Below are 16302 nucleotides of genomic sequence, written 5' to 3'. Positions count from 1 at the left end.
GACCTCAAGCCCACCCGCCGGCAGCACCCGCCCCGGCGGCTCGGCCACGCCAGGCCCTGGCTGCTCGGAAAGCGGCCGACCCACACCCGGGGCGCCGTCCGGGGTGGCACGGTGCGTCGCCGTCGGGCGCCCCGAGCGCGGTCCAGGATGGCTCGGTGCCGCACCCCGGCGACCCTGGCACCGTCACGACGGCGGTGGACGCCGGCCCGAAACCCGTCGGGATGGCACGGAGGCGTCGGCCCGGCGACCCGGGCGCATGCCAGGCGGGCCCGCTCTCGAACCCCACGCCCCGAGCACCCGACCCCTCGGCCACCCCACGCCCGGCACCCGAAGACCGCCCATCCGGCCGACACCGGCTCGGGAAGCCGGCCGACCCGCATCCGAAGCCCTCGCCCGGGGCGGCCGGTCGGCCCGGCAACTCGGCAACCCGGTTTCCCCGACCCCGCACCGCGCCCGCGCCATCCCAGCCCGGCCCACACCACCCGGCCCCGCACCGCACCGCACCATCCCGGCCCACACCACCCGGCCCCGCACCGCACCGCACCATCCCGGCCCAGCCCGGCCCGCGCCGCGCCATCCCAGCCCGGCCCGGCCCGGCCCATCCCAGCCCACACCACCCGGCGCCGCCCCCGGCAGGCTGCGGTCGAAGGCTTCCGGTCAGTCCGTCGGCTGGGCCGTCGTCCAGCGGAGTTCGTCGTCCTCGTAGAGCTCCGTGGAGTGCATGCCGGCGGCCTTCGCGGTGCCCGCCGAGGCGAGGTTGTTCGGATGGATGTGTGCTCGGACCTCCTCGATGCCCTGGGCGCGCAGCCAGGCCACCCACCCGATCGCCGCCTCCTTGGCGATGCCTCGGCCCTGCCAGGGGGTGCCGACGACCCACGCCACCTCGGCGACCGGGCCCGGGCCGATCGTGGCCTGCACCGTGCCCACCAGGCGGTCGTCGGCACGAAGTCGGATCACCCGGTTCAGCCAGGTCACCTCCGGGTCGGGTGCGCCCTTCGCCCAGCGCGCGTAGCGGGCCCGCAGGGCGGCCAGATCCTCCGGCTCGCCGCCGGTGAAGGTGTGCAGCGCCGGGTCGCCGAGCACCTCGACCATCTCCTCGGCGTGCCCGACCTCGACCGGGATCAGGTCGAGCCGATCGGTGCGCACCGGTTCCGTCTCGTTCACGTTCACGTTCATCGCCGCAGCATGCCGGCCTCACGCGGCCAGGTCGCCGGCATTTCGCCGCTCGCGCAGCCGCAGCTCGGACCCGATCCGCGCGGCCGTGGCCGCCGGATCCGTGCCCGCCTGCGCCCTCGGGCAGTCCAGCACCAGCCAGCCCTGTCCGGCGATGCTCCGTTGCCGGGCCCTGACCCAGTGCCGATCCTCGGTCATCCGCACGCCGACCAGCGCCCCCGGCCAGGCCAGCGCGAAGCGATGCAGCACCCGACCGAAGGCCGACCGGATCTCCCAACCGACCTCCGCCGCCGGCAACCCCGCCCCCGGCAATGCGAGCCGCAGTCGGGTCTCCTCCGCACCCGCGCTGCGCGAATCGGCCAACCGCACCACCTCGGCGAGCCGCCGGCACCCGGGATGACCCGCATAACGCCCGACCAGCCCCGCCAACGCGGCCGGCGGGATCAGCCCGGCCCGCAGGAAGCCGTCCAACACCACCACCCCGGTGTCCCGGTCCGAGGTCCGGGCCAGGTCCGCCGCCGTCCGCAGCGGCGAGGTGACCGGGATCCCGGCCAGCCGCACCACCTCCCCCGGGGCCAGTGCCATGGTCCGGGCCCGGCAGCCGTGCCGGCGGGGCAACACCGCCCCCACCGGCACGACCACCTCGACCGGTGCCGTGCGCCGTGCCGCGTCCCGGGGATCCGCCGGGACCCGCACGCCGTGCAACCACGCCGCGGTACGCCCGCAGACCACGGCCCCGCGGGGCATCACCATGACCGCGGCCCCGGCCCGCACCTGCGGCGTGTCACCGACCTGCGCACCGACGTAGACCCCGTGTATGACCCGACGCACGTCGCCGTCGCGGACCAGGCGTCGGACGACCGACCGGCCGACCCCGTGACGGGCCGCGACGGCGAGGGTGAAGGGCCGGGACAACAGTGCGGAGAGGTCGGTCGACGTCATGCGGGTCAGTGTGCGCGCGTCCCCTCCGCGCGTGCCGCCCGTCGTCCACAACCCCCGGGATGGGTGTGACCATCACACCCGGCCTGTGGATACCACGTGGCCCGAACCGCCCCCTCCGGTCCGGTGCCCGGCCCTCGGCCGACCCGCCGACGCCCTCCCACACCGTCGCCCCGCCCACACCCGCCGGCACCCGCTCAGCCGCCGCCGGCCTGCTCCGCCTTCTTCCCACATCCCTTCTTCGCCCGGTAGAGCACCTTCCAGGTGGCCGCGTCCGTGACCCCCGACGGATCGAGGCCGTTGCACGTCTGCACCCAGCGGACCCCGTCCGAGGTGGCCGCGTCGAACACCCCGTCCTCCGGCAGCTCACCGGGGGCACCGGAGCGCGTGTCGACCAGGCACTGCACCTGGGCGACCGCATCGTCCCGATCCCCTTCCCGCAGCTCCGGCCGGTTGTCCTTGGCCACGTGGTCGCAGCGCGGAGCAGCCGCCGCCGGCGTCACGGGGCCCGTCATCCCCGCGCCCAGACCCAGTGCCGCGCACGAGGTCAGCACGATCGCCGCGCCCCGCCGCCGACCCCGCGCCCCGAGCCGCGCCCCGACCCGGTCCCCGGCCGGCCGAGGCGCCGGGATCGGCGCGGTCGGCCCAGTCGGCGCGATCGACGGCGGTGCGCCCCGTCGCGGCCCGCCGCAACCCCTCCCCCGCTGTACCGCGTTCCGCTGTACCGCCCTCTGCTGTGCCTTCACCTGTGCTCCCGACTGCCGATCGTGTCGACCGTGTCCGTGTCGACCTGTCCAGCGCCCGGAAGGCGGATCGCCCTCCGAACACGACCGACGCTAAGAGCCGGCGCCCCCACCTCCCGAGAAGTCCGACAACCCGATCATCACGCCCAAAATTCACCGCAAATAAGCACCAAAACCCACCGAGACAGCCACCTCGACGCCGCACACCCTCGACGCCCGCGCCCCACCCGCGACGCCGGCGCCCGCTCCCACCCCCGATCACCTCGCACAACCGGTCGAGAACACGCCGCCACCACCGACCACAAGCGACAACCCGTCCCCACCGCCCCCGAACGACACCCGGCCCGCTACGAAGAATTCGTAGCGGGCCGGGTGCAAAACGAACGATCGACGAGGTCTCAGACCTCCACCACCACCGGCAGGATCATCGGCCGGCGCCGATAGGTGTCGGACACCCACTTGCCCACGATCCGGCGCACCTGCTGCTGCAGCTGATACGGCTCGGCCACCCCGTCGGCCGCCGCCTTCTGCAACATCTCCTCGATCTTCGGGACGACCGCGTCGAACCGGGCATCGTCGATGCCCGCGCCACGCGCGGTGATGGTCGGTCCGCCGACCACCTTGCCGGAGGAGGAGTCCACGGCGAGGAACACGGACACGAAGCCCTCCTCGCCCAGGATCCGCCGATCCTTGAGCGCGGACTCGGTCACGTCGCCCACGGACAAACCGTCCACGTAGACATAGCCGGCCTGCACCTTGCCGGTGATCTTGGCGACCCCGTCGACCAGGTCGACGGTGAGCCCGTCCTCGGCGAGCACCACCCGGTCCTTGCGCACCCCGGTCTTGATGCCCAGGTCGGCGGCGGCGCGCAGATGCCGCCATTCGCCGTGCACCGGCATCAGGTTGCGCGGACGGGTGAGGTTGAAGAAGTACAGCAGCTCACCGGCCGAGGCGTGGCCCGAGACGTGCACCTTGGCATTGCCCTTGTGCACCACCTTGGCGCCCCAGCGGGTCAGCCCGTTGATCACCCGGTAGACCGAGGTCTCGTTGCCCGGGATCAGCGAGGACGCGAGCACCACGGTGTCGCCCTCGACGATCCGGATCTGCTGATGCGAACGGTTGGCCATCCGGGACAGCGCGGCCATCGGCTCGCCCTGCGAACCGGTACAGACCAGCACGACCTCGTCCGGCGGCAGGTCGTCCAGCGTCTTGACGTCCACGACCAGGCCAGCGGGAATCTTCAGATAGCCCAGATCCCCGGCGATCTTCATGTTGCGCACCATCGAGCGGCCGACGAAGGCGACCTTGCGCTCGTAGGCGTACGCGGTGTCCAGCACCTGCTGGATGCGGTGCACGTGGCTGGCGAAGCTGGCCACGATGATCCGCTGGTCGGCGTCCGCGAACACCCGGTCGAGCACACCGGCGATGTCCCGCTCGGCCGGGATGAAGCCCGGGACCTCGGCGTTCGTGGAGTCCACGAGCAGCAGGTCGATGCCCTCGGTGCCGAGCCGCGCGAACGCGGGCAGGTCGGTCAGCCGATTGTCCAGCGGCAACTGGTCCATCTTGAAGTCGCCGGTGTGCACGACGGTGCCGGCCTCGGTACGGATGGCCAGCGCGAGCGCGTCCGGGATCGAGTGGTTCACCGAGATGAACTCGCACTCGAACGGGCCGAGCCGCTCGACGTCGCCCTCCTTGACCTCCAGCGTGTACGGCCGGATGCGGTGCTCGGTGAGCTTGGCCTCGATGAACGCCAGGGTCAGCTTCGACCCGATCAGCGGGATGTCGGCCTTCTCCCGCAGCAGGTAGGGGACCGCGCCGATGTGGTCCTCGTGCCCGTGCGTCAGGATGATCGCCTCGATGTCGTCGAGGCGATCCCGGATCGAGCTGAAGTCCGGCAGGATGAGGTCGACTCCGGGCTGCTCCTCCTCGGGGAACAGCACCCCGCAGTCGACGATCAGCAGTCGGCCGTCGAACTCGAAGACGGTCATGTTCCGGCCGATCTCGCCGAGACCACCCAGCGGGGTGATCCGAAGACCGCCCTTGGGCAGCACCGGCGGCGGACCGAATTCGGGATGGGGATGGCTCAAGTTCTCTCCTCGCCACGTGCCGCCGCCCGGCCGTTGGACGACCGGCCGGACGGGGACGCGCAAAAGCTCGTGTTCGGTCCGGGCGGATGTGGTACCCGCCCGGGGCACTACTTACAGATATTCCTGTTTACAGCTCTACCCCACCTGCCGAGAGATCCTGCCTCAGCTGCGCGATCTGGGCCGCAGTGGCCTCGATCAGCGGCAGCCGCAGCGGCCCGGCGGGCAGGCCCTGCAATCCCAGGGCGGCCTTGGTGAGGATCACGCCCTGGGTACGAAAAATGCCGGTGTAAACCGGAAGAAGACGCTGGTGGATCTCGCGCGCCTTGGCCACGTCGCCGCCCGTGTAGGCGTCGATCATCGCGCGGAGCTCCGCCGACACGAGATGGCCGACCACGCTCACCACACCGACCGCGCCGATGGACAGGAGCGGCAGGTTCAGCATGTCCTCACCGCTGTAGTACACCATGTCGGTGCGCGCCATCACCCAGCTCGCCGACGTGAGGTCGCCCTTGGCGTCCTTGTTCGCCACGATCCGGGGGTGCTCGGCGAGCCGGACCAGGGTCTCGGTCTCGACCGGCACGGCGCTGCGACCGGGGATGTCGTACAGCAGTACCGGCAGCTCGGTGGCGTCGGCGACGGTGGTGAAGTGCCGGTACAGGCCCTCCTGCGGGGGCTTGTTGTAGTACGGGGTGACCACGAGCAGACCGTGCGCGCCGGCGGCCTGGGCCTGCCGGGCCAGCTCGACCGAGTGCCGGGTGTCGTTGGTGCCGACGCCGGCGAGCACGAACGCACGATCGCCCACGGCCTCCACGACCGCCCGGACCAGCTGCTCTTTCTCCGCGTCGCTCGTGGTCGGCGACTCACCGGTGGTGCCGCTGACGACGAGTCCGTCGTTGCCGGCGTCGACGAGGTGGGAGGCCAGGCGCTGCGCGCCGGGGAGGTCGAGCGCGCCGTCGGCCGTGAAGGGGGTCACCATCGCGGTGAGGACCCGGCCGAAGGGGGTGTGGGGAGTAGACGTCGGAGCCATGGCCCAAACGGTACCGGGCGGGCACCTGACCTGCGGGTAGCACCCGCCCTAACCGCCGTCGACACCCCCGGCCGGACCTGCGGGCCGGCCCCGGAACGGGATCCGGGACCCATCCCTCGGGCGGACAAAAGAAGGGACCAGACGCTGCCCGCTCGGGGGTTCGAGCAGCGCCTGATCTCTTTCAGTATCGACCACCGAGTGCGGAACCTTAGGTATTCCGCCGAAAAATTTCGAATGTCACCCTATGTGCCGATTTGACCACTCAGACGGCGCAACCCGGGTCACACCCCTACGGCGCGACTCGTCCGTTCGCGTTGAACGCCGCGTAGGTCAGCGGCATCAGCTCGGCCCACGCGGCCTCCATCCGCTCCGCGACCATCTCGATCTCGCGCTGCGGGAACGAGGGGAACGTCGCGTCGTCGCGCCGGGTCCGCAGGCCGAGGAAGTGCATCAGCGAACGTGCGTTGCAGGTCGCGTACATCGACGAGTAGAGGCCCACCGGCAGCGTGGTCCGCGCCACCTCGCGCGCCACCCCCGCCGCCAGCATCTTCCGATAGCCCGCGTAGGCCGCCTCGTAGGACTCGCGCGTCGCGCTGTCCACCGTCTTGTACTGCTCGGGGGTGCCGTCCACGAAGACATAGGCCCCGGGCTTGCCCTGCTGGACCAGCTTGCGGTCCTCGGCGGGCACGTAGAACACCGGCTCGAGCTCGCGGTAGCGCCCGCTCTCCTCGTTGTACGACCAGCCCACGCGGTGCCGGTGGAACTCGCGGAAGACGAAGATCGGCGCGCTGACGAAGAAGGTCATCGAGTTGTGCTCGAACGGGCTGCCGTGCTTGTCCCGCATCAGGAAGTTGATCAGTCCCCGGGACCGGGTGGGGTCCTTGGCGAGCTCGTCGAGGGACTTCTCCCCGGCCGTGGAGACCCGAGCCGCCCACAGCACGTCCTGATCGCCGGCGCTGTGTTTGACCAGCTCGACGGTGACGTCGCTGCGAAAGCGGATGTCGGCCGGGTTCTCCTGGGGTGTCTCGGTCACGCGGGGTGGCTCCTCGTCGATGGGTTCTGCTGCGTTGGGGCCCTCCAGCCTAACTACGCCCACCGACATCACTCGACGGCGTGCCCGGGGCGCCGGACGCCGGCGTGGACCGGGGCACCACCACCGTGCTCGGCTGGGTCGACGGCCCCTCGGCGGGCCGGGTCGGCCCGCCCGCGGGCAGCGCCACGGACGTGTCGAAGGAGGTCTTGTCCAGGCGGGACATGAACGGCTGCACCTGGATCACCAGCTTGCCGACCAGCTCCCGGGGCACCGCGAAGTTGTAGGTGATCACCGTATTGGCGCCGCGCGCCGCCTCCTGGGGACCGCTGCGGGCGGGTCCGACCTTGGCATCGGCGCACGGCAGCGCGTCCGGCCCGGCGTACAGGGTCACCGCGAACAGGTCGGCGAGCAGGTTCGAGCCGGTCCGGTTGACGTAGCTGATCGGCACCGCGACGTCGACCGTGTCCCGCTTCTCGCCCGGGACGCCCACCGTGCGGGTGATCGTGAGCGGCAGCGTGGCCACCGTCAGCCCGTTCGAGTACGTGTGCGAGCCCTGCTTGGCGGGCACCTGACCGGCCGTGCTCGGCCCGCCCGTGGCCGCGGGGCCCGGCGCCGAACCGCCGATCGGGTTCTTGTCCGGCAGGTCCGGCGGATTGCCGGTGGCGTCGGCGGCAACCGCCTTCGGCTTCTCGTCGTCGATCGTGGGACCCACCATGCAGCCGGTCGCGAGCAGCACGACCACCGCACACGCCGGGGCGATTCGCCGGATCCGGACCCCCATGACCATCCTCCGCTGCCGCGCCCACCAATCCTTGGCCGACAGCGTCGCACGCCGCACGCGAGGTCGGCATCGCCTCCGGCGCGTGTCGCCCGCCCGGGTGCGCGTTCGGCGAGCGCCGGACACGGACCACCCGCGCGCGCGACAATCGGCCGAACTCGACGATGGGGGCGCCAACATGACCGATCCGTACGTACGGCCGGCCCACGCCGGCGACGGCCCCGCCCTGGGCGCCGCGCACGCCCGGGCCTGGCACGACGCCTACACGGGTGTCCTGCCGAGCGCGGCCCTGGCCGCGGCGACACCCGAGGCGCTGGCCGCCGAATGGGAGGACGCGGCCATCTCGCCGCCCTCGGCCCGACACCACCTCCTGGTGGCCTGCGCGGGCCCCACCGTGGCCGGCTTCGCGGCGCTGGTCCCGGGCTCCGACGAGGACCTCGACCCGGCCGAGGCGGGCGAGTTGGCGATCCTGGTGATCGACCCGCCACGACAGCGCGAGGGCCACGCCTCCCGGCTGCTGACCGCGGTGGTCGCGGACGCCGTGACCGACGGTGTGGGCACGCTGGTGACCTGGGTGCTGGAAAGCGACAAGCCGCTCTACGACTTCCTGACCGGTACCGGCTGGGCACCCGACGGCGCGGCCCGCGAACTGTGGGTGGACGAGCCGGGCGGCGCGGTGATCCGGCAGATCCGGCTGCATACGGCGGTGCGCGCCGAATCGTGAACCCCGCCGGCGAAACGGCCGACGAACACGGTGAACGCCACACCGACGTGCCATTGAACAAGGTAAGTCAGCCGTCTTAACGTGGGCGCCGTGAGCCGAACTCCGACCCGCGAGCGCCTTCTGCTCACCGCCGAGCGGCTGTTCGCCGTGCACGGAATCGACGCGGTCTCGCTGCGACAGATCTCGGTCGCGGCGAGTCAGCGCAACAATTCCGCCGCGCAATACCACTTCGGCAGCAAGGAGGAGTTGATCCGGGCGATCTTCGGCTTCCGCCTGGTGACCATCAACGGGCGGCGCGAGGATCTGGTCCGCGACCTGGTCCGGGCCGGCCTGGATCGCGAACCCAGGGCACTGGCCGAGGCGATGGTACGTCCGCTGGCCGAACAGATCGACGTCGGCGGCAGCTGCTATCTGCGTTTTCTGGCCCGGGTGCACCAGCACGCGGGCGCGTCCGCGTACGCGCTGCCGGCCATGGGTCTGGAGGGCAGCACCCCGGAGTTCGCCCGATTGATCGACCTCGCCCTCGGACACCTGCCGACCGCGGTGCGGCGCAACCGGCTGCGCCTGGGCGGCAGTCTGGCGGTACACGCGACGGCCGATCGCGAACAGCGGGTCCACGAGGGGCAGGCGCACGACGTATTGCCCCCGGCCGCGTTCGTCGCGGATCTGGTGGACGCGGTGGTCGGCATCCTGGCCGCACCGGTGTCGCCGCAGGTGCTCGCCGCGCTGGAGGTGCCACCGCAGCGGCCGGCCCGCGCCGGGTAGGCGCCCCGACGCCCCGGCGCCCGGGCGTCAGACCGAGGCGGCCGGCGTCTTGCCCGCGTGCAGCCGGATCGCGGTGAGCATGGCCCGCCGGCCGCGTGCGTTGTCGCGCGCGTCGCCGTACGCCACGGCCAGTCGGTACCAGACCCGCCAGTCCTCGGGCGCGGCCTCGACCTCGGCCTTGCGGCGTTCGAACACCCGGTCCGCGCTGTCCCGGTCGACCCGGCCGCCGGGGGTGCGGCCCAGTTCGTCCGGCGGCAGCCCGCCCTCGGCCTCGAGTTCGCGGGCCAACCGCTGCATGGCGAAGCCGAAGCGCACCTCGCGCCAGATGTACCAGGCGCCGACGACCGGCACGAGCAGGATGGCCAAGCCGAGCACGATGGTGACCGGTTCCCCGTCGCGAATCGCGATCAGGCCGCGACTCCCGACGAGGAACACGTAGAACACCAGGACCGCGATCAGCACGAGCGCGGTGACACGTTGCTTCACGATGCTCAGCCCAGGTCGAGGAAGTGTTCCAGGCCCACGGTCAGACCCGGCGCGGAGACCACCCGGCGCACCCCGAGCAGCACGCCCGGCATGAACGACGTGCGCTGGAACGAGTCGTGCCGGATGGTCAGCATCTCGCCCGCGTCGCCGAGCAGCACCTCCTGGTGGGCGACCAGGCCACGCAGCCGGACCGCGTGTACCGGAATGCCGTCCACCTTGGCGCCGCGCGCGCCGTCCGGGTCGTCCACCGTCGCGTCCGGCAACTCGCCGAGCGCGGCCTCGGCCCGGGCCTCGGCGATCAGTTCGGCGGTCCGGCGGGCGGTGCCGCTGGGCGCGTCGACCTTGTTCGGGTGGTGCAGCTCGACGATCTCGACCGACTCGTAGAACCGGGCCGCCTGCGCGGCGAACCGCATCATCAGCACCGCGCCGATGCCGAAGTTGGGCGCGATCAGGACGCCGGTCTCCGGGCTCTTCGCGAGCCACTCGCGCAGCCGCGCCAGGCGGTCGGGGGTGAATCCGCTGGTGCCGACCACGGCGTGGATCCCGGCGCCGACGCAGTATTCGAGATTGGCCATCACCACACCCGGGTGGGTGAAGTCGACGGCGACCTGCGCGCCGGCCTGCGCCAGGCCGGCGAGGTCGTCGCCGTCGTCGATCCGGGCCACCAGTTCGAGGTCGGCCGCGTCCTCGATGGCCCGGCACGCCTCCGACCCCATACGGCCGGCCGCACCGATCACACCCACCCGGATTGCAGTCATGATGTCGCGCACTCTCCAGTCAGCGATATGTCAGCGATGGCACTGCGAAGCTCGATCAGCCGGACGCCGCGACGAAGTCCGCGTCGTCGGCGAACGGTCCGACCACGGCCAGGGTCGGTCGGGCGCCGAGCAGTTGCCCGGCCACCTCGTGCACCTCGGCCGCGGTGACCGCGGCGATCCGGGCGAGCACCTCGTCGACGGAGAGATGTTCGCCGTAGACGAGTTCGCTCTTGCCGATCCGGCTCATCCGCGACCCGGTGTCCTCCAGGCCGAGTACGGTCGAGCCGCGCAACTGCCCGATGGCCCGGTCGATCTCGTCCTGCGGCAGGCCCTCGCGGACCACCTTGTCCAGTTCGGTCCGGCAGATCTCGATCACCTGGCGGGCCTTCTTGGGCTGGCAGCCGGCATAGATGCCGAACACGCCCAGGTCGGCGTAGCCGGAGTGGAACGAGTAGACCGAGTAGGCCAGCCCGCGCTTCTCCCGGATCTCCTGGAACAGCCGCGAGCTCATCCCGCCGCCGAGCGCGGTGTTGAGCACGCTCAGCGCGAACCGCCGGTCGTCGTCCCGGGCCAACCCCGGCATGCCGAGCACCAGATGGGCCTGCTCGGTGGGCCGGTTGAGCAGCCGTACCCGGCCGGCCGAACGCACTGCGCGCCCACCGGCGCGCGGCCCGGCGGCCACCGCGTCCTCGTCCACGCGTACGTGTGCGAACGCCTTCTTGACCAGCCGCACCACCTTGGCGTGGTCGACGTTGCCGGCCGCGGTGACCACCATGTTGGGCGCCTTGTACCGGCGCTTGTAGTAGCCGTTGATCTGGGTCCGGGTGAGCGCGTTGATCGACTCGACGGTGCCGAGCACCGGGCGGCCGAGCGGAGCGTCGCCGAGCATCGCGTCGTAGAAGAGTTCGTGCACCAGGTCGCCGGGCTCGTCCTCGTTCATCGCGATCTCCTCGAGGATCACGCCGCGTTCGGCGTCCACGTCCTCGGCGTCGATCAGCGAGCCGGTCACCATGTCGCAGATCACGTCGATGGCGAGCGGGAGGTCGGTGTCGAGGACGCGTGCGTAGTAGCACGTGTACTCCTTGGTGGTGAAGGCGTTCATCTCACCACCGACCGCGTCCAGTTCCGCGGAGATCTCCAGCGCGTCGCGCTTCTCGGTGCCCTTGAACAGCAGGTGTTCGAGATAGTGCGAGGTGCCGGCCAGGGCGGGGGTCTCGTCGCGCGAGCCGACCCCGACCCAGATGCCGAACGTCGCGGAGCGCACGGACGGCATGCTCTCGGTGATCACCCGGAGCCCGCCGGGCAGGACCGTGCGGCGGACGGCACCGGTGCCGTCCGCGTCACGCAGCAGGGTCTTCGTGGAACCAGGCCGCTGCGCGGACGCAGCGGCCTGGTTCTTCGACGAGGAGGACGTCACTTGGCGGCAGCGTCCTCGGAGACCTCGGCGTCGGCTTCGCCCTCGATGACCGGGACGAGCGACAGCTTGCCGCGCTGGTCGATCTCGGCGATCTCGACCTGCACCTTGTCGCCGACCTTGATCACGTCGTCGACGTTCTCGACCCGCTTGCCGCCGGCGATCTTGCGCAGCTGCGAGATGTGCAGCAGGCCGTCCTTGCCGGGCATCAGCGACACGAACGCGCCGAACGTGGTGGTCTTGACAACCGTACCCAGGTAACGCTCCCCGACCTCGGGCATCGTCGGGTTGGCGATCGCGTTGATCGTCGCCCGCGCGGCCTCGGCCGAGGTGCCGTCCGAGGCACCGATGTAGATCGTGCCATCGTCCTCGATGGTGATCTCGGCACCGGTGTCGTCCTGGATCTGGTTGATCATCTTGCCCTTCGGGCCGATGACCTCGCCGATCTTGTCCACCGGGATCTTGACGGTGATGATGCGCGGCGCGAACTGCGACATCTCGTCCGGCGTGTCGATGGCCTCCATCATCACGTCGAGGATGTGCAGGCGGGCGTCCTTGGCCTGCTTGAGCGCGCCGGCGAGCACCGACGCGGGGATGCCGTCGAGCTTGGTGTCGAGCTGGAGCGCGGTGACGAACTCCTTGGTGCCGGCCACCTTGAAGTCCATGTCGCCGTACGCGTCCTCGGCACCGAGGATGTCGGTCAGGCACACGTACTCGGTCTTGCCGTCGACCTCGTCCGAGATCAGGCCCATCGCGATGCCCGCGACCGGCGCCTTGAGCGGCACGCCGGCGTTGAGCAGCGACATCGTGGACGCGCAGACCGAGCCCATCGAGGTCGAGCCGTTGGAGCCGAGCGCCTCGGACACCTGACGGATCGCGTACGGGAAGTCCTCGCGGGCCGGCAGCACCGGCAGCAGGGCCCGCTCGGCGAGCGCGCCGTGGCCGATCTCGCGGCGCTTGGGCGAGCCCACCCGGCCGGTCTCGCCGACCGAGTACGGCGGGAAGTTGTAGTTGTGCATGTAGCGCTTGCGCGTCTCGGGCGAGAGCGTGTCGAGCATCTGCTCCATGCGCAGCATGTTCAGCGTGGTGATGCCCAGGATCTGGGTCTCGCCGCGCTCGAACAGGGCCGAGCCGTGCACGCGCGGGATGACCTCGACCTCGGCCGACAGGGTGCGGATGTCGGTCAGCCCGCGACCGTCGATGCGCACCTTGTCGCGCAGCACGCGCTGCCGGACCAGCTTCTTGGTCAGCGCGCGGAACGCGCCGCCGATCTCCTTCTCGCGACCCTCGAACGCCGGGAGCAGCTTCTCCGCGGCCAGGTCCTTGACCCGGTCCAGCTCGCTCTCGCGGGCCTGCTTGCCGGCGATGGTCAGCGCGGCGGACAGCTCGTCGGTCACCGCGGCGGCCAGCGCCTCGAAGACGTCGTCCTGGTAGTCCAGGTAGACCGGGAACTCGCCGGTCTCCTTGGCGGCCTTCTCGGCCACCTGGACCTGCGCGGCGCACAGCGCCTTGATGAACTTCTTGGCCGCCTCGAGGCCGTCCGCGACGACCTCCTCGGTCGGCGCGTCGGCGCCGCCCTTGACCAGTTCGATCGTGCCGGTCGTGGCCTCGGCCTCGACCATCATGATCGCCACGTCGCCGTCCTCGAGCACGCGGCCCGCGACGACCATGTCGAACACGGCGCGCTCGAGCTCGGTGTGCGTGGGGAAGCCGACCCAGGTGCCGTCGATGAGCGCCACCCGGACGCCGCCGATCGGGCCGGAGAACGGCAGCCCGGCGAGCTGGGTGGACATCGAGGCCGCGTTGATCGCCACGACGTCGTAGAGGTGGTCCGGGTTGAGCGCCATGATCGTCTCGACGATCTGGATCTCGTTGCGCAGGCCCTTCTTGAAGGACGGGCGCAGCGGACGGTCGATCAGCCGACAGGTGAGCACCGCGTCCTCGGACGGGCGGCCCTCGCGGCGGAAGAACGAGCCGGGGATCTTGCCCGCGGCGTACATCCGCTCCTCGACGTCCACCGTCAGCGGGAAGAAGTCGAGCTGGTCCTTCGGGCGCTTCGAGGCGGTGGTGGCCGAGAGCACCATGGTGTCGTCGTCCAGGTAGACCACGGCGGAGCCGGCGGCCTGCCGGGCCAGCCGGCCGGTCTCGAAGCGGATGGTGCGGTTGCCGAACGTGCCGTTCTCGATGACTGCTTCGGCGAAGCTGATGTCGGGACCCTCCACGGGTGCCCTCCTCGTTCGTTTCGAGGGAGGTCCGCGGCGCATGACGCCTGAGGGCCGGCCGAGCCGGTCTTCGATCGAAGCACCCGGGTGCGTTACCCGGGGGCCACTACCGAGGACCGGCGCTGTAGGTCGGCGCCTTGGTCGCGACGCGGCGCTCCCAGTCTTTGTTCGTCTTTGTTTCGTTGTTGCTCGTCGCCGCGGGTGCGGCTTTCGGGTGTCGCGGAACACAGCCTACAAAGGCCGCGTCCGGATACGGCGAAGGAGCGGCTTGCGAAAGCCGCTCCCCCGTCGTGCGTGATTAGCGGATGCCGACACCGCTGCGGCGGATGCTCAGCCGGTCCGTGAGCGTGCGGTAGCGCTCGATGTCCTTCTTGGCGAGGTAGCCGAGCAGGCGACGACGCTGGCCGACCAGGAGCAGCAGGCCCCGGCGGCTGTGGTGGTCGTGCTTGTGCTCCTTGAGGTGGCCGGTGAGCTCGTTGATCCGGTAGCTCAGGATCGCGACCTGCACCTCGGGGGAGCCGGTGTCGCCTTCCTTGGTGGCGTAGTCGGCCATGATCTGCTTCTTCGTTGCGGTGTCGAGCGACACGTGTTCTCCCTCTGCAAGGTGGTGAGCGCCCCCGGTCTGACTCACGGAGGCAACTTGGCTCACATGGTGCGGACGCGCGGCCCACGGACAGCGCGCATCCCGGGCACGCGGCTCCGGGATACGGACAACCCTAGCAGGAGCGGATCAGGCCGTGATGTTCCGCAGCTTGTCGTACAGATCCAGTACCGCCAGGCACAGCGGCACGACCGAGATCATCAGCATGCCTTCGAGCACGTCCATCAGTCGTCCCCAGAACGGGGACAGGCCGCGCGAGGGCACCGTGGTGGCGATGATCGCGAGCAGCGCGCCGGCCGCGCAGACGAGCGCGAAGATCCAGCCCTGGCGCTCCTTCTCCAGCATTCCGGTGTTCAGCGCCAGGCCGACGAAGAGCATCGCCAGACCGAGCAGGCCGGCCGTGTACAGCACGGTGACCTGCGTGGTGTGCCGGAACAGGCGGGCGCGGGCGACGGTGACCAGGGCCAGCACCGCGGTGAGGATCTGGGTCCACAGCGTGTTCACGTTGCCGAGCACGACACACGCGGCGACGATCGTGGTCGCACAGGCGCCGGTGAGGCCGCTGAGCACCTCGTGGCCGCTGCGCGCGCGGGCGGCCACGTCGGCGTGGTCGAGCGTGTCGGACTGCCGGGCGGTGGGCGCGTCGGAGGGCAGGAAGCCGATCGGCAGGCGGGCCAGGCGGGCCGCCCACGAGGGCAGGAACGCGATCATCGCGATTGCGACGGTGCCGGTGACGGCGGCGGCCTGGCGGGGGCCGGTGTCGAAGGTGATCAGGCCGAAGGTGGCGAGGGTGCCGAGCGCGCCGGCGCCGGCGCCGGCGATATAGACGGCGCCCTTCTCCGGGAGCAGTGCGGCGATCAGGGTCGCGACCACGAGTACGGCGACGCAGCCGGCCAGGAACTGGACCCGGCCCGGGCCCTCGCGCACCGGCGGTTCGATGGTGCCCAGACCGGCCAGGAACGCGTTGGGCAGCGCGCCCAGACCCAGCACCGCGCCGCCGACGCTGTCCCCGTAGACCCGGGCCCGCACGCCGGCGACCACGGTGAGCACCAGGGCGAGCGAGCCGCCGACGATGGCGGGCAGGCCGTGCGGCAGGGGGGTCATCCGCCACAACACGAGCGCGCCGAGGGTGAAGAAGACGGCCGCGCCGGACAGGCCGGCGATCCGCAACATCTCCGGCGTCCACAACCGGTTGTCGCCGGCCACGGAGGTGGCCACCGAGTCGGCGACGTCGTCGTAGACCGGCGGCGGCGGCGCGTCCGCGAGCGCGGTGAAGCGCAACAGCTCCCCGTCGCGCACGTGCTGCGCGGCCAGGGTGAGCGCGCTGTCCAGGGCCTCACCGTCGAGCCGGGTGAGCTGGAACCCGGTCACCGTGCCGTTGCGCTGGGTCTGTCCCGACAGCCGCAGTATCTCCGGGTACAACTCGGCGAGCGGGACCTCTTCCGGGAGCGCGAGATCGACGCGGCAATCCGGCGCGATGACGGTGATCCGGGCGAACCCGGTGGTGACCGTCGTGGTCGTGGAGTTCACCTGTGCAGATCCCCCTGCTTGT

Annotated in this window: 15 protein-coding genes; 2 read left to right on the top strand and 13 right to left on the bottom strand. The window is 71.3% G+C overall.

All coding sequences use genetic code 11. The annotated features are described in order from the left end of the window. Positions 1-657: 657 nt before the first annotated feature. The 7 genes from ABIA38_RS01030 to ABIA38_RS01000 all read right to left on the bottom strand — a co-directional run bounded on the left by ABIA38_RS01030 (position 658) and on the right by ABIA38_RS01000 (position 7783). On the bottom strand, positions 658-1176 hold the full coding sequence (locus ABIA38_RS01030) for a GNAT family N-acetyltransferase (protein WP_424636408.1): 519 nt from the start codon (positions 1174-1176) through the stop codon (positions 658-660). A gap of 18 nt (positions 1177-1194) precedes the next feature. Next, the gene (locus ABIA38_RS01025; protein WP_424636407.1) at positions 1195-2115 is read right to left on the bottom strand and encodes a type IV toxin-antitoxin system AbiEi family antitoxin domain-containing protein; all 921 of its coding nucleotides are present in this window, start codon (positions 2113-2115) and stop codon (positions 1195-1197) included. A 194-nt stretch (positions 2116-2309) separates the two neighbouring features. Continuing rightward, positions 2310-2627 (bottom strand): peptidoglycan-binding domain-containing protein, encoded by a 318-nt coding sequence (locus ABIA38_RS01020; RefSeq protein WP_424636406.1) that lies wholly within the window; start codon positions 2625-2627, stop codon positions 2310-2312. A 626-nt stretch (positions 2628-3253) separates the two neighbouring features. After that, the gene (locus ABIA38_RS01015; protein WP_424636405.1) at positions 3254-4942 is read right to left on the bottom strand and encodes a ribonuclease J; all 1689 of its coding nucleotides are present in this window, start codon (positions 4940-4942) and stop codon (positions 3254-3256) included. Between the two features lie 127 nt (positions 4943-5069). Beyond that, on the bottom strand, positions 5070-5969 hold the full coding sequence (gene dapA / locus ABIA38_RS01010; RefSeq protein WP_424636404.1) for a 4-hydroxy-tetrahydrodipicolinate synthase: 900 nt from the start codon (positions 5967-5969) through the stop codon (positions 5070-5072). A gap of 289 nt (positions 5970-6258) precedes the next feature. Continuing rightward, positions 6259-7002 carry an FAD-dependent thymidylate synthase gene (gene thyX, locus ABIA38_RS01005; RefSeq protein WP_424636403.1) on the bottom strand — a complete coding sequence of 248 codons (744 nt, stop codon included), beginning with the start codon at positions 7000-7002 and terminating at the stop codon, positions 6259-6261. Between the two features lie 49 nt (positions 7003-7051). Next, complete coding sequence (locus ABIA38_RS01000) at positions 7052-7783, bottom strand: hypothetical protein (protein WP_424636402.1); 732 nt, start codon at positions 7781-7783, stop codon at positions 7052-7054. Positions 7784-7958: 175 nt separating this feature from the next. On the opposite strand from ABIA38_RS01000, the gene ABIA38_RS00995 reads away from it, so the two are divergent. Next, a complete protein-coding gene (locus ABIA38_RS00995; RefSeq protein ID WP_424636401.1) occupies positions 7959-8504 on the top strand; it encodes an N-acetyltransferase family protein in 546 nt (181 codons plus the stop codon). A 90-nt stretch (positions 8505-8594) separates the two neighbouring features. Then, on the top strand, positions 8595-9269 hold the full coding sequence (locus ABIA38_RS00990; protein WP_424636400.1) for a TetR/AcrR family transcriptional regulator: 675 nt from the start codon (positions 8595-8597) through the stop codon (positions 9267-9269). 27 nt (positions 9270-9296) lie between these two features. Here ABIA38_RS00990 and ABIA38_RS00985 read toward each other — a convergent pair whose 3' ends face one another. From ABIA38_RS00985 to eccD, 6 genes are all read right to left on the bottom strand, one after another. Further along, complete coding sequence (locus ABIA38_RS00985) at positions 9297-9755, bottom strand: hypothetical protein (protein WP_424636399.1); 459 nt, start codon at positions 9753-9755, stop codon at positions 9297-9299. A gap of 5 nt (positions 9756-9760) precedes the next feature. After that, the gene (dapB, locus tag ABIA38_RS00980; protein WP_424636398.1) at positions 9761-10513 is read right to left on the bottom strand and encodes a 4-hydroxy-tetrahydrodipicolinate reductase; all 753 of its coding nucleotides are present in this window, start codon (positions 10511-10513) and stop codon (positions 9761-9763) included. Between the two features lie 55 nt (positions 10514-10568). Then, entirely contained in the window at positions 10569-11930 is a 1362-nt protein-coding gene (locus ABIA38_RS00975; RefSeq protein WP_424636397.1) for a M16 family metallopeptidase, read from the bottom strand. Further along, positions 11927-14149, bottom strand: a complete 2223-nt coding sequence (locus ABIA38_RS00970; RefSeq protein WP_424636396.1) for a polyribonucleotide nucleotidyltransferase — start codon at positions 14147-14149, stop codon at positions 11927-11929. The genes ABIA38_RS00975 and ABIA38_RS00970 overlap by 4 nt, the downstream gene beginning before the upstream one ends. 298 nt (positions 14150-14447) lie before the next feature. Continuing rightward, complete coding sequence (rpsO, locus tag ABIA38_RS00965; RefSeq protein WP_424636395.1) at positions 14448-14735, bottom strand: 30S ribosomal protein S15; 288 nt, start codon at positions 14733-14735, stop codon at positions 14448-14450. A gap of 144 nt (positions 14736-14879) precedes the next feature. After that, positions 14880-16280, bottom strand: a complete 1401-nt coding sequence (gene eccD / locus ABIA38_RS00960; protein ID WP_424636394.1) for a type VII secretion integral membrane protein EccD — start codon at positions 16278-16280, stop codon at positions 14880-14882. Between the last annotated feature and the right edge of the window lie 22 nt (positions 16281-16302).

This window comes from Embleya sp. AB8, from assembly GCF_049739465.1.
Taxonomy (GTDB): Bacteria; Actinomycetota; Actinomycetes; order Streptomycetales; family Streptomycetaceae; genus Embleya.
Note: the sequence above shows the minus strand (reverse complement) of the source record. Positions and strands in the feature narration are given on the sequence as shown.